Origin of the sequence: Erythrobacter westpacificensis (assembly GCF_039542285.1) — a bacterium.
GTDB classification, from domain to species: Bacteria; Pseudomonadota; Alphaproteobacteria; order Sphingomonadales; family Sphingomonadaceae; genus Alteraurantiacibacter; species Alteraurantiacibacter westpacificensis.
Map to the genome: position 1 here is coordinate 1 of NZ_BAABHV010000021.1, position 12,748 is coordinate 12,748.

At 61.6% G+C, this 12,748-nt stretch carries 11 protein-coding genes, 1 tRNA gene and 1 pseudogene; 4 read left to right on the plus strand and 9 right to left on the minus strand.

From position 1 onward, the window contains the following. Window positions 1–92: 92 nt before the first annotated feature. Window positions 93–2,113 (minus strand): annotated as a pseudogene (locus ABFX23_RS12825) (strawberry notch-like NTP hydrolase domain-containing protein). Between the two features lie 75 nt (window positions 2,114–2,188). Beyond that, window positions 2,189–3,097 carry a DUF7146 domain-containing protein gene (locus ABFX23_RS12830; RefSeq protein ID WP_011413771.1) on the minus strand — a complete coding sequence of 303 codons (909 nt, stop codon included), beginning with the start codon at window positions 3,095–3,097 and terminating at the stop codon, window positions 2,189–2,191. 144 nt (window positions 3,098–3,241) lie between these two features. Between ABFX23_RS12830 and ABFX23_RS12835 the strand changes: the two genes are divergently transcribed. Next, window positions 3,242–3,838, plus strand: coding sequence for a lytic transglycosylase domain-containing protein (locus tag ABFX23_RS12835; protein WP_011413770.1), 597 nt, complete (start codon window positions 3,242–3,244; stop codon window positions 3,836–3,838). Next, window positions 3,835–4,038, plus strand: coding sequence for a DUF5818 domain-containing protein (locus ABFX23_RS12840; RefSeq protein ID WP_081432275.1), 204 nt, complete (start codon window positions 3,835–3,837; stop codon window positions 4,036–4,038). The genes ABFX23_RS12835 and ABFX23_RS12840 overlap by 4 nt, the downstream gene beginning before the upstream one ends. 7 nt (window positions 4,039–4,045) lie before the next feature. Here the strand turns inward: ABFX23_RS12840 and ABFX23_RS12845 are convergent, their stop codons facing one another. The 6 genes from ABFX23_RS12845 to ABFX23_RS12870 all read right to left on the minus strand — a co-directional run bounded on the left by ABFX23_RS12845 (window position 4,046) and on the right by ABFX23_RS12870 (window position 8,784). Beyond that, window positions 4,046–5,299, minus strand: coding sequence for a tyrosine-type recombinase/integrase (locus ABFX23_RS12845; protein ID WP_011413769.1), 1,254 nt, complete (start codon window positions 5,297–5,299; stop codon window positions 4,046–4,048). 178 nt (window positions 5,300–5,477) lie between these two features. Continuing rightward, window positions 5,478–5,554, minus strand: a tRNA-Met gene (locus ABFX23_RS12850). Between the two features lie 127 nt (window positions 5,555–5,681). Beyond that, window positions 5,682–6,212, minus strand: coding sequence for a 2'-5' RNA ligase family protein (locus ABFX23_RS12855; protein ID WP_346033413.1), 531 nt, complete (start codon window positions 6,210–6,212; stop codon window positions 5,682–5,684). Then, window positions 6,209–7,180, minus strand: a complete 972-nt coding sequence (mltG, locus tag ABFX23_RS12860; protein WP_346033414.1) for an endolytic transglycosylase MltG — start codon at window positions 7,178–7,180, stop codon at window positions 6,209–6,211. Before mltG ends, ABFX23_RS12855 begins: the two co-directional genes overlap by 4 nt. A gap of 5 nt (window positions 7,181–7,185) precedes the next feature. Then, on the minus strand, window positions 7,186–8,448 hold the full coding sequence (gene fabF / locus ABFX23_RS12865) for a beta-ketoacyl-ACP synthase II (protein ID WP_346033415.1): 1,263 nt from the start codon (window positions 8,446–8,448) through the stop codon (window positions 7,186–7,188). A 99-nt stretch (window positions 8,449–8,547) separates the two neighbouring features. After that, a complete protein-coding gene (locus ABFX23_RS12870; protein ID WP_119587519.1) occupies window positions 8,548–8,784 on the minus strand; it encodes an acyl carrier protein in 237 nt (78 codons plus the stop codon). A 146-nt stretch (window positions 8,785–8,930) separates the two neighbouring features. Between ABFX23_RS12870 and ABFX23_RS12875 the strand changes: the two genes are divergently transcribed. Together ABFX23_RS12875 and ABFX23_RS12880 are read left to right on the plus strand one after the other, a co-directional pair. Next, window positions 8,931–10,283, plus strand: a complete 1,353-nt coding sequence (locus ABFX23_RS12875; protein WP_346033416.1) for an MBL fold metallo-hydrolase — start codon at window positions 8,931–8,933, stop codon at window positions 10,281–10,283. A 98-nt stretch (window positions 10,284–10,381) separates the two neighbouring features. Beyond that, complete coding sequence (locus tag ABFX23_RS12880) at window positions 10,382–10,816, plus strand: ferritin-like domain-containing protein (protein ID WP_346033417.1); 435 nt, start codon at window positions 10,382–10,384, stop codon at window positions 10,814–10,816. A gap of 66 nt (window positions 10,817–10,882) precedes the next feature. Here the strand turns inward: ABFX23_RS12880 and aspS are convergent, their stop codons facing one another. Next, a complete protein-coding gene (gene aspS / locus ABFX23_RS12885; RefSeq protein WP_346033418.1) occupies window positions 10,883–12,742 on the minus strand; it encodes an aspartate--tRNA ligase in 1,860 nt (619 codons plus the stop codon). Between the last annotated feature and the right edge of the window lie 6 nt (window positions 12,743–12,748).

The following is a 12,748-nucleotide window of genomic DNA, read 5'->3' on the forward strand; positions in this document are numbered from 1 at the left end:
ATCATGACAAACCGACGCAATCCCGTGCCACCGGCTGCGACACTCGACATAAACTGCGACTGCAAAGAATACGTGTAATGTTGAGCTCAACATTAAACGTATTCACGCGGGGACAGATCGATATCGAGAGCTTCGCGTTCTTCCACGGTAAGGTCGGCAAGGCGCCGGTCGAGCATGGCCTCGGCGGTCGAGACCAGCTGCACGACAACCGAATGCTCTTCGCCAAGCGCTACTTCCATCGCGGGGATCAGGCTCGGCAATTTCATCGAAAGCAGGAGCTGGGCAAAGAAGCGCTGCTTGGTGCCTTCGAAGATCGATAGCGCCGCAGTCTTGGCATTGCGGTTGAGCGTGTCGCCGCTGTCCTCGTCGACCACGCGGGTTGCTTCGAGCGCCGCTTCGAGGTTGCGGTGGATGATCGCCCAGGCATCAGCATAGGCATCGTAGATCCGTAGGTGACGAAGAGAATGCCTTCGGACATCGTGACGGGCTGGCCGAGTTTCCAGCGCGAGAGCGGCTGGAGATCGAGCGGCAGCCCGCCAAGCGCTTCCCAGTCGCGGCGTGCATCTTCGAGCAGCGCCTCGTTCTTGGTGATCCAGACATGGCGGCGCTCGCCTGCGAGCCAGCGATCCATGATGACTGCGGCGATCTGTCGTCCCTTGCCCGCTCCGGTTCCGTCGCCGAGGAAGAAGCCCTGTCGGTAGGCGTGCCCATTCCCCGACAATTCGAGCGAGGTGCCTTCCTGGCTGACCTTGAAGCGCCCCGGGAGATCGCGTGCGAATGCCTGGGCAGCATAGACCAGTGTCTCGCATTGCGCTTCGGACAAGAGGCCATTGGCCTGCCAATTTGCGGGGAGACGCGGGCTAACGTTCGGCTGCGGAGCCGCAACCGACCCCATGGCGACCGATTCCACGAGTGGGGTGGGATGAACCGGCGCGCCTTCGAAAGCGATTCGGCTTGGCCGGTAAGGTAGGTAGATGCCTGTCTGTTCGGGCACCGGCGCGGGTTCGGCGAGGACCGAATAGGTGAGGTCGATCGCATTCGCTGCGGCTTTTGATGTCGCTGCGAAAGGCGCCAACGGCCGGACCGGCGTGCGTTGGTTCGAAGTCTTGCCAACGAGGCGCAATGGTTTTCCGACTGGCAGGCGATGGAGGTTGGCGGATATATTCGCCCTTGGCGAAAGCTTCGTGACAAGCGCGTGGAGCGCGATCAGGTCGCAGGTATCCCCGTTGATTGCGGGCGAAGACGCAGTCGGCGTCTTGTCGATGACGACCAGGCGAACGGCAATCCCCGTCCCTGTCCGGCGAAACATCTGCTGCAAGCGAACATGGAGGAGCAGCGACGCTTCTTGCTGTGACTTGGCGAAAGTGGAAGCATCGAAGCCTTCGGGCATGATGGCGACTATCCTTGCGCCACTGGCCGCGGCCCGGATTGCACTACGAAGGTGGCGCTGCGCCGTCTCGCCATCCTTGCCGCGTTCTTGGCTACGCGCGAACGGCGGATTCATCAGGACGACCGACGGAATGGGGCCGCGATGCAGGTCGGCGATCAGTTCCCCGTCATGCGCAGTGATCGTGGCCGAAGGGAAGATGTGGGCCAGACCATCTCGTCTTGCCGGATCGATCTCGTTGAGGAGCAGCGAAGCATTCTGGAGGGAGCTCCAGAGAGCGAGGGCGCCATTGCCGGCGGATGGTTCGAGGAGTGTGTCTTGCGCGCATAAAGCTGCAGCCTTCGCCATCAGCCAAGCCAGCATCGGCGGGGTCGAGAACTGCTGGAGCTCGACCTGTGTTTCGCTGCGCACATGCCGCGGCGGCAAGGCTGCTTCGAGCCAGTCGAGCCGCGCGTCGGCTTCGTGCACGCTTGTTGCCAGATCGATGCATGAGGACTCCCTAAGCCAGAGCAGTGCGCCGATCTCGACCGCGTTGTTGTAGTCATCGATGGTCCAGGCGCTTCCCCAGTCCGGGGTGCCGGTCTCTTCGGCGAACAGCCCGGAAATGTCGGCACGGGTAAGATGCCGTCCCGAAGCGAGTAGTTCGGCAACTCGGGTGCCGATAGCGTAGGCCAAAGGCATTGACGGCAACTGCTCGCCGGTGGGAAACAGGTCTGATTGAAACATGGCAATTCGTCCTCCTGATGAAGGCATCGGGACACGCCCTCTGCCGGATCAGGAATTCGAGAAGCCCTCTCTCCTCTACGGCGCCGCCTTGCGGCGCAGCCATGCCGTGAGTTCGTCGTTCCAATCGGTGTCGCGTGATGACGGTTTGCGGACATGTACCGTGCGTCCATCGCAAGCATAGGCGGACAGGCCACGCGACGCAGCCAGCTCGCCGCCAGCGTCGTGATCGACGAAGAGATGAAGCTCGGTCACGCTCTCGGGCACACTGACGAGGCCGAAGCGCTCATTCCCGAGGGTCGCCCAGACGGGGACACCGGTGAGAGCATAAGCCGACATTGCGCTTTCAATGCCTTCAGCAAGGCCGAGCTTGCCAGAGGCCGGAGCGAAGAGGCGGACAGCAGATTCACCGAGCGCGCCAAGCGCGCGTTTCGGCTTGTCGAAAGCGGCCTTGGTATTGCCCGAAAGGAACGTGCGATGGACGGCGACCGGCCCCTCGTCGAGGCTGACTGCCGCGATCAGGGCGGGCAAAAAGCGGGTCCGTCCTTTTGGACCAAGCGGCGTTCGTGGATGGAAGCGGAGCGCTGGAGATGCGGCGAGGATGCCGCGGCTCTCAAGATATTCCTTTGCCGGACTGGCACGCAGTGGCTGTGCATCGCGCCAGATCCTCAGCGCTGCCGCCGAGGGTTTGCGGGTGCTGGTCGGTTCGGGGCCGTTGGTGGTCGCAGAAGCTGAAAAAAGCGCCGGTGCCTCGAATCCTTCACGCGCCAATGCAGACAACACGCTCTGCTGATCGCATCCCGCAAAGCAATGGAAGAGGATGGCCTGTCGGCCGAGCGACACACCGAGTGACGGCGTGCGATCATCATGCGCAGGGCAGCAGGCCATGCCCTTGGTGCCGGACCACTTGCCGCCCCGGCTTTCGCAGATCTTGCGGGCGGTGTCCTCAAGCGAGGTACGTGACAGGGTTGAATTCGAAACGGGCATACCGGCTCCATCGCCTCACAATTGCCCCTCCAACCGACCCTCTCTCCTCTCGGATAAGCACGCAAAAAAGCGTTTTCCTACACCTATTTGTTCTATTTATGTTCTCTTGCAGATCGAGGCAAGGTGAAAGGTTATGCGATGCGAATGTATCTGGTGGCCTGCGGTTGCGGTGCGCTAGCGATTGCGATAGCGATAGCGATTTCCGGGTCTGCGCGGGCGCGGGAGTTTCAAGTCTTCGACCATGACCTCAGCAAAGTTGAGGTTACAACCGACAAAGGTCTTGGCTTTAACCCGACTGCAATCGACTTGGCCAAACCAGAAGGCGGCAAGGCTTATATCGATAGAAGCTTCAAGGAAGCTTTGTACGAGCCACTCATCCGGCAAGCTGAAGCGCGATACCAATTACCGCCTCGACTGCTTCAGGCCCTGATTTGGCAGGAATCGCGGTTCAACCCGATGGCGATCAGTCCGGCTGGCGCCGCTGGTCTCGCTCAACTGATGCCGGGAACGGCAAGAGAACTCGGTGTCAGCAATCGCCACGATCCGGCTCAGAACATCGACGGTGGCGCGCGGTATCTGAAGCAGATGCTAGAGCGCTTTGGTGCGATCCATCTCGCGCTGGCCGCCTACAACGCTGGACCCGGCGCCGTGTCGCGAGCCGGCGGGATACCGAAAAATCGGGAAACGCCTGGATATGTGAAGAGCGTTATCGACCGATGGATGGCATACAGCTCGATATGACTACGAATCGGAAAAGGATCAGCGGACGGCTCGAGCATCTTCCTCGGGGAGCTGCAATTGTAACCGATGCCGGTGATCACTGGGTTCTTGAAGACTATGAACCCTCAAACGATGACTTCGGATTTGAAGTTACCGCAGAGGGTATTGTCGTCGGGTTCGACCGGCTTCGCGTCGAATGGCTTGGTCAGGTGTCCGCTTAGGAGCAGGTCAAGCGGCCCTCAAGACCGCAATGTTTTGCGGCTTGCCGCCGATGGAGTCGAGGAAGTCTGCCCAATCCTGCAACATTGCACGCCGAGGAGCGAGATATTCGGCAGCATTGTATGCTCCGCGAACTTCGTTTTCTTCGCTGTGTGCCAATTGCAGTTCGACCCAGTCTTCATGATATCGACGGATCCACATCGGGGGATCGCCGACCTCGACAAGCTGCTCATTCGCCCAGGTGCTCGCCAGACCCCTGAAGCCGTGAACAGTTTGCCGCCCGTGGTAACCGAGCCGATAGAGGCCATAGATCATCGTATTCTCTGAGAGCGGCATCTTGGGCTTCTGGCCTGGAAAGACGTATTTACCTTCGGACTTGCTGATCAAATCCTGAGCAAGAGAAGCGGCTTGTCGCGACAGTGGCACGATATGCTCGCGGCCCATTTTCATCCGGTCAGCGCCAATGCGCCATACTGGTGAAGGTCCACCCATATCTTCGAACTCGTGCTTCTTGGCGAATCGAAGCTCCTTCGTCCGCACCCATGTAAGAAGAGCGAAATTCAATGCTGCCCGGGTAATCTCGGAGCGTCTCTCACCCTCTTCTTGATATTGCCCGATCTTAATCATCAGCTCGGGTAGCTGCGCGAGAGGTAGCTTCGCCATATGCTTGACCCGAGGCCGTGGCTTCAGTGCCCCGCGAAGATGCGCAGTAGGGTCGGAATCACAAAGGCCGCTGGCAATAGCGAACTGGAACACCTGTCCAATACATTGCTTTGCCCGCCGACTGATGTCGAGCGCGCCGCGCTCTTCGATTTTCCGAATGACCTTTAGCACTTCTGGTGGAGTGATCTCATGCATCATGAGCTCGCCCAAGTCAGGAAACACATCCTGGTCCATGCGTGACCAGACACGCTTCGCATGCGCGGGATCGAGACTACTTGCTCTGTTCTGATGCCACATGGTGGCGATCGCCCTGAAGGTCTTGGCCTCTTCGAAGTCCCGACCCGGTTTGTGGACCATCGGGTCCCTGCCCTCAGCCAGCACACCTTTGGCAACTTTCTTGAGTTCTCTTGCTGCCGCTATTCCTACTTCGGGATAGGCGCCGAAAGAAAGCAGCTTCTCCTTACCGTGGTAACGGTATTTCAGCCGCCAGAGCTTCGAGCCGTTCTTTTGAACAAGGAGGAATAGACCCTCCCCATCCGCAAGCTTGTATGGGCGCTCTGCCGCCTTCGCTTTTTTGATCTGAATCTCACTCAAGGCCATTGGGGGTATCGCTCCTTTTCGCTACCCCCGGAAAATACCCCCAAAATACCCCCACACCAAATCCGGCTTCAAGCGAATGCAAGCGCACGCAAGCGGACGCGAATCGCTCACATCATTCTGTTTTAATTGAATTTTGCGGATGCATGCGGCCCCAAGCGAACCCATGCGGATTCGAGAATGGTAGCGGAGGAGGGACTCGAACCCCCGACACGCGGATTATGATTCCGCTGCTCTAACCACCTGAGCTACTCCGCCATCCGGCTATCCTGCAAGCACCGAACGGGCGGCAGGCGAGGCGCGCATTTAGGTCCGCTTTTGCCTGCGGTCAACCTGCCATTTTGCGGTTGTGCAAATCATTTGGAACAAGGCGCAGCCATGGCGATCATCCGCGTCTCGCCCCGCGGAAGGCAAACTTTCCCGCCGCTTCCCATGGGCCACCGCGATAGTAGTGATAGGCAAGGCCGGTAAAGGCGAAGTCGCGCGGTTCGACGCGCGGGGCAAGATCGGCCTGGAGGGCTTTTGCCTCCTCGATGCTCACCTTGTTCTGCACGGTAACATGCAGGCGTGGCTTGTGTTCGTCCTGCGGAGTCAACAGACCATGAAACCGGTCCGCCATCTGTCGCCACAGCTCGATCATCTGCGGGCTTTCCAACTGCAGCGCAGTGCCTTTCCCCAGCTTCATTACGCCGACGAGCCGCGCGGGCACAGGCGGATTGTCACGCACGAGTTCTTTCAGACAATCGCGTAGTTCGCTCTCGCTGCTGGGCGGCAGCGCGTGAAACAGCGTGACGTGAGCCTTCAGGTAATTGCGTTCGGGGGGGAAGTGATCCTGCCTCAGCTGGTTCGCCCAGCTGAACAGGTCCGGAGGCATTTCTGCGGTGACGATCAGCGGAGCGGGACCGTCCGCGTTCACATCTCGCCCCGTTCGCGGCGCAGGGCGAACCAGCGCTCGACCGCTTCGTTATGCTCCTGCAGAGTTTCGTTGAACTCGTGCCCTCCGCTGCCGTCCGCCACCATGAAGATCGCGTCGGTTTCCGCCGGGTTGAGCACGGCTTCGATGCTGGCGCGGCCCGGATTGGTGATCGGCCCGGCGGGAAGGCCAGCCATCTGATAGGTGTTGTAATCGTTGATATCGGCGATTTCGGACTGGCGGATGCGGCGGCCCAGAGGACGCCCACGCGTGATGGGGTAGATGATCGTGGGGTCCGCCTGCAGGAAAATGCCCTGCCGGATGCGATTGGAATAGAGCCCGGCAACCATGCGCCGCTCTTCCGGCACGCCTGTTTCCTTTTCCACGATCGAGGCCAGCGTCACCGCTTCTTCAGGGGTGTTCGCCACCGTGCGATCGGAGCGTTGCGGCCAGAGTTCAGCGATGGTCTCGTCCATCGCGCGCTGCATCCGGGCGAGCACGGCAACACGCTCCTCCCCGCGTTCGAAATCGTAGCTTTCGGGAAGGACGCTGCCTTCCTCCGGCACCGGGATTTCTCCCACCAGCAGGGGTTCCGCCATCAGGATGTCGTGCACGATTACCGAAGGTGTGCCCTCGGGAATGGTGATGAACCGCCGGATGACCTCGCCGTGCTGAAGATGGTCGAGGATGCCCGCATTGCTCATGCCAGGTATCAGCAGGAACTCGCCCGCCTTGATCGGATCGCCGCTGCCCAGCACCTTTGCCCGCAGCAGGAAGCTGTCGGCAGAGGCGATGTGGCCTTCTTCCTCCAGCTTGCCCGCGACCGACGTGAGCGTGGCGCCGGAGGGGACGATGAAGGAGGTCTCTTCCTCGACTTCCGCCCCGCCGTACCAGCCGAGCGCGAACCAGCCGCCGACGGCAGCGACCGCCAGGATACCCAGCGCGATAACCGCCGCCAGCAGCTTTTTCATTTCGATCAGTCCTCGACGCGCTTCATCACCAGCGAGGCGTTTGTGCCACCAAAGCCGAAGCTGTTGTTGAGCACTGCGTTCACTTCCCGCTTTTTCGCGGTGAGCGGAACGAGGTCGGCGCCTTCGGTGCCTTCATCGGGATTGTGCAAGTTGAGCGTTGGCGGCACGATCTGGTCGCGCATGGCGAGGATGCAGAAAATGCTCTCCACCGCGCCGGCACCGCCCAGAAGGTGGCCGATGGCGCTCTTGGTGCTGCTCATGCTGGCTCCGCCGAGATCGTCACCCAGCACGCGCTTTACCGCAGCCAGCTCGATGGTGTCGGCCATGGTCGAGGTGCCGTGCGCGTTGACGTAGTCGATGTCCGATGCATCGAGGCCGGACTTGCGGATGGCCATGCGCATCGCGTTTTCCGCACCCTTGCCTTCCGGGTGCGGCGCGGTGACATGGTAGGCATCGCCGGACAGGCCGTAGCCCACGACTTCGGCGTAGATCTTCGCGCCGCGCGCCTTGGCGTGCTCGTATTCCTCCAGCACGACGACACCGGCGCCTTCGCCCATCACGAAGCCGTCGCGGTCCTTGTCGTAAGGACGGCTTGCTTCGGTCGGGCGGTCGTTCATGGAGCAGTTGAGGGCACGCGCCTGGGCAAAGCCTGCAACGCCCAGCGGGTTGATCGTGCTTTCCGCACCGCCCGCCAGCATGATGTCGGCATCGTCATCCTTGATCATGCGCGCAGCATCGCCGATCGAGTGCGCGCCGGTGGAACAGGCCGTCACCACCGCGTGGTTCGGACCCATCAGGCCGTACTTGATGCTGACCTGACCGCTGATCAGGTTGATCAGGCGACCGTGCACGAAGTGCGGCGAAACACGGCCCGGGCCACGCTCGTGCAGATTGACGGACTCAAGCTCGATGCCCGGCAGACCGCCGATGCCCGAACCGATGGAGCAACCAGCGCGCAGCTTCGTCTCTTCGTCCATTTCCGTCAGCCCGGCGTCTTCCAGCGCCTGACCCGCGGCATCGATGCCGTAGACGATGAACGGATCGACCTGGCGCTGAATCTTGCCGTCCACGCGCTTGTTCGGGTCGAAGCCCCACTTGTGGTCGGCAGGCTTCACTTCGCCCGCGATGGTGCACTTCTGCCCCTCCGTATCGAAGCGGGTGATCGTGGCGATCCCGCTTTCGCTGGCGAGCAGGTTCTGCCAGGTGGTTTCGACATCACCGCCCAGCGGGGTAACGAGGCCAAGTCCGGTTACGACGACACGCCGCATATTCTTCTCTCCAATCAAGAAAGGCCCAGCCTTTCGGGCCGAGCCTTCCAACCCCGTCCGCGTCCGGGGAGACCATTCGCGAACGAGGCCAGTGGTCGCTTACGAAGTATGTTCTTCGATGTACTTGTTGGCGTCGCCGACCGTGTTGATCTTCTCGGCGGCATCGTCCGGGATTTCCACGCCGAACTCTTCCTCGAAAGCCATCACCAGCTCGACGATGTCGAGACTGTCGGCGCCAAGGTCATCGATGAAGCTGGCGTCCGGAGTCACCTTGTCTTCCTCGACGCCGAGATGCTCGACAACGATCTTCTTAACGCGTGCAGCGATATCGCTCATGTAATCCCTCTCACTTTGGGGTTTCGAATAACGCTTTCGCCCTAATGAACGCCGACGGGCAAAGCAAGTGCCGGAACGTGCCGGATTTCCCCGATTTCGCGCCTTGCGGCAGGAAACCATCGGTCGATCTGCCGCGTTAGGTCGACATGCTGTTAGAAAAAATCAAGACGCCCGGCCTCTCTCACCTTTCCTATCTCGTCGGCTCCGGCAGCCAGGCAGCGGTGATAGACCCGCGCCGCGATTGCGAGATCTACGTGGAAAAGGCACGCGCCGAGGGGCTGACCATCACCCACATCTTCGAAACGCACCGGAACGAGGACCTTGTCTCGGGCGCGCCGATCCTTGCCGAATGGACCGGGGCGAAAGTGCTGCACGGCCCGAACGCCGATGGCGAGGTTTCCTACGCCGAAACCGCGCGCGAAGGCGACGTGTTCGAGATCGGCCAGCTCAGGATCGAAGTGCTGGAAACGCCCGGCCATACCGACGATAGCCTCTCCTATGTGCTGCACGACAGCGCCTACCCCGACGGTCCCGTCGGCGTATTCACCGGAGACGCCCTGTTCGTGGGCGATGTTGGCCGCACCGATTTCTACCCGGATCGTGCCCGCGAAGTGACCGGCCTGCTGTACGACAGTTTGCAGAAGCTGCAGTCATTGGGCGACCAGACCATCCTTTATCCCGCGCACGGCGCAGGCTCGGTCTGCGGATCGGGCATGGCGGAGCGCGAGTTTTCCACGATTGGGCACGAACGCGCCAACAATCCGCGCCTGCAGATCGCTGATCGGGAGGCCTTTATCGAGGCCAAGCTGGCGGAGGTTCACTACCAGCCGCCCTATTTCCGCCTGATGGAACGGCTGAACCTTGAAGGCGGCAGCGCCGCGCCCCGCGTCATGCAGCCAAAGGCTTTGACTCTCGACCAGCTCGAAAGCGCGGCTGCAGACCACGTGATCGACATTCGCGAGCCCGGCGCGTGGTGCGCGGGCCACATCCCCGGCAGCTACTGCATCCCCGTCGGCATGATCCCCGCCTTTGCCGGGTGGTTCATTGCCGAGGGCGAGAGCAATGCCCTCGTCGCAGCGGACCAGTCCGCGTTGACGACGGCCGCACAGCATCTCGTCCGCATCGGACTGGATAACATCGCGGGCGGCTACACCGGCGTAATCCCGGCAGCCGCGCAGGGGCGCGACCTGGGCCAGGTGCCGATGATCAAGACCGGCGAAGTGCGCAGGCGGCTTGAGCAGAAACAGGCCGGATGGACCCTGATCGACGTGCGCGCGGCGGACGAGCGCGAGGAAGCGAAGATCGACGGCTCGCGCCATATCTATGCCGGGCACCTCAACGAGCAGTGGCAGGACCTCGATCCGCTGGAGAGCTACACCCTGATGTGCGCCAGCGGGATGCGGGCCACGGTCGCCGCGAGCTGGCTGGCCAGCAAGGGGTTCGGCAACGTCGATGTCTACCTCGGTTCGATGGGGGCGTGGAAAGCCGCGCAAGGCTGAAACGCGCCGGAATGACCTGCGCCAGCGCCAGGACGCAGGATAGCTAGCGGCCTCCCGCGCGTTGGACAGGTATCAAACTGATTAGGAAGGAAAGTTCGATGTCTGCCAATTCCGTACTCAAGACCCTGACCGACACCGCGTTCGATTCGGTGGAGGGCTATCGCAAGGCCGCCGAGAAGGCGGAGAGCCCGCACCTGAAGGATGCCCTCAACCGCCGCCGCGAACAGCGTGAGCAGACGGTGGCCAGGCTCAATTCGGAAATCCAGCGCCAGGGCGGCGAACTGGTGACGAAGGGCACGATGACCGGCGCCGCGCACCGCACGTGGATGAGCATCGCCGATGCCTTCGAAAGCGGTGACGAAGCTGCTGCCGAACGCGTCGAGGAAGGCGAGGACTACCTCAAGGACAAGTTCAAGGCCGCGCTCGACGACGACGATCTCGACCCGCAGTCCCGCACGGTGGTGCAGCAGTGCTACGCAGAAATCAGCGAAGGCGAGCGTTTCGGTGACATGATCGACAACCAGATGGGCTGATCGATCGAAGCTTCGACAAACGAAGGGCGCGGTTCCGATGGGAGCCGCGCCCTTTTCGTTTGGCGATCAGCTTTCCTGCGGCGGAATATCGTTCTTCGCCGCATTGCTGTTCATGTCGGTCGCCTCGGCTCCGCTGGCGGCCTTCTGCGCTTCCAGTGCGTCGCCGGACAGGCGGATGTGCACATCGCGAAGCTGACGCGCGCTCACCACGCTGGGCGCACCCATCATCAGGTCCTGCGCGCGCTGGTTCAGCGGGAAGGCGATCACTTCGCGGATGTTCGGCTCGTCCGCCAGCAGCATCACGATACGGTCGATGCCCGGCGCAGAGCCGCCGTGCGGCGGTGCGCCCAGCTTGAACGCCTCGATCATTCCGCCGAAGTTCGCGTCCACGTCCGCCTGCGTGTAACCGGCGATCTCGAACGCCTTGTACATGATATCCGGACGGTGGTTACGGATGGCGCCGCTCGACAGTTCGTAGCCATTGCAGACGATGTCGTACTGCCACGCCTTGATCTCCAGCGGGTCCTGGTTTTCCAGCGCGTCCATCTCGCCCTGCGGCATGGAGAACGGGTTGTGACTGAAGTCGATCTTCTTCAGTTCCTCGTCGTATTCGAACATCGGGAAATCGACGATCCAGCAGAACTTGAAACAGCCCTGCTCGATCAGTTCCAGCTGCTCGCCCACGCGGGTGCGCGCGGCACCGGCCAGCTTCACAGCATCCTTGGCCTTGCCTGCTGCAAAGAACAGGCCGTCGTTCTCGCCAAGGCCCAGCTCGTCATACAGCTTGGCCATTTCCTCGGGGCCGTGGTTCTTGGCGATGGGACCGCCGAACTCGCCCTGCTTGCGGGTGACGTAGCCAAGGCCGGAGAAGCCTTCCTTGCGCGCCCAGTCGTTCATCTCGTCGAAGAACTTGCGGCTCTTCTCGTTGGTGTTGGGCGCAGGGATCGCGCGCACGATGCCGCCGCTGCCCACGATCTTCTCGAAGATGCCGAAGCCGCTCTTTTCGAAGTGGTGCGAGACATCGGAAATGATGATCGGGTTGCGCAGGTCCGGCTTGTCGGTGCCGTATTTCAGCATCGATTCGGCATAGGGGATGCGCGGGAATTCACCCGCCGGGGTCACACTCTTGCCCTCGCCGAATTCCTCGAACACGCCGGCCAGCACCGGCTCGATGGCGTTGAAAACGTCTTCCTGCGTCACGAAGCTCATCTCGAAGTCGAGCTGGTAGAATTCCGGCGAACGGTCGGCGCGCAGGTCTTCGTCGCGGAAGCACGGGGCGATCTGGAAGTAGCGATCGAAACCGGCAACCATCAGCAGCTGCTTGAACATCTGCGGCGCCTGCGGCAGCGCGTAGAAGCGGCCGGGATGCAGGCGGCTGGGCACCAGGTAGTCGCGTGCGCCCTCGGGGCTGGAGGCACCAAGGATCGGCGTCTGGAATTCCGAAAAGCCCTGGTCCGTCATGCGGCGGCGCAGCGAGGTAATCACCCGGTTGCGCAGCATGATGTTGTTGTGAACCCGTTCGCGCCGCAGGTCGATGAAGCGGTACTTGAGGCGCGTATCCTCCGGGTAATCCTCCGCCGAATTCACGATCAGCGGCAGTTCATTGGCGTGGCTTTGCACCGTCACTTCGCGGGCGAAGACCTCGATCTCGCCGGTCGGCAGGTTCGGGTTCACCGCCGCCGCGTCGCGCGCCTTCACCTCGCCATCGATGGTGATGACGCTTTCCAGCTTCAGCGAATCGAGCAGTTCCAGCGCAGGGCTGTCCTCGTCCGCCACCACCTGTGTGATGCCGTAATGATCGCGCAGGTCCACGAACAGCACGCCGCCGTGGTCGCGCTTGCGATGGATCCAGCCGGACAGGCGGACGGTCTGGCCGACATCGGCCTTGGTAAGGGCTGCACAGTTGTGGGTACGATAGGCGTGCATGAGGAC

What these genes read in the sequence shown, in the direction of transcription:
- ABFX23_RS12830 (WP_011413771.1), bottom strand. Translation starts at nt 3,097, where the DNA reads ATGCCCGTTTCGAATTCAACCCTGTCACGTACCTCGCTTGAGGACACC.
- ABFX23_RS12835 (WP_011413770.1), top strand. Translation starts at nt 3,242, where the DNA reads ATGTATCTGGTGGCCTGCGGTTGCGGTGCGCTAGCGATTGCGATAGCG.
- ABFX23_RS12840 (WP_081432275.1), top strand. Translation starts at nt 3,835, where the DNA reads ATGACTACGAATCGGAAAAGGATCAGCGGACGGCTCGAGCATCTTCCT.
- ABFX23_RS12845 (WP_011413769.1), bottom strand. Translation starts at nt 5,299, where the DNA reads ATGGCCTTGAGTGAGATTCAGATCAAAAAAGCGAAGGCGGCAGAGCGC.
- mltG (WP_346033414.1), bottom strand. Translation starts at nt 7,180, where the DNA reads ATGAAAAAGCTGCTGGCGGCGGTTATCGCGCTGGGTATCCTGGCGGTC.
- fabF (WP_346033415.1), bottom strand. Translation starts at nt 8,448, where the DNA reads ATGCGGCGTGTCGTCGTAACCGGACTTGGCCTCGTTACCCCGCTGGGC.
- ABFX23_RS12870 (WP_119587519.1), bottom strand. Translation starts at nt 8,784, where the DNA reads ATGAGCGATATCGCTGCACGCGTTAAGAAGATCGTTGTCGAGCATCTC.
- ABFX23_RS12875 (WP_346033416.1), top strand. Translation starts at nt 8,931, where the DNA reads ATGCTGTTAGAAAAAATCAAGACGCCCGGCCTCTCTCACCTTTCCTAT.
- ABFX23_RS12880 (WP_346033417.1), top strand. Translation starts at nt 10,382, where the DNA reads ATGTCTGCCAATTCCGTACTCAAGACCCTGACCGACACCGCGTTCGAT.
- aspS (WP_346033418.1), bottom strand. Translation starts at nt 12,742, where the DNA reads ATGCACGCCTATCGTACCCACAACTGTGCAGCCCTTACCAAGGCCGAT.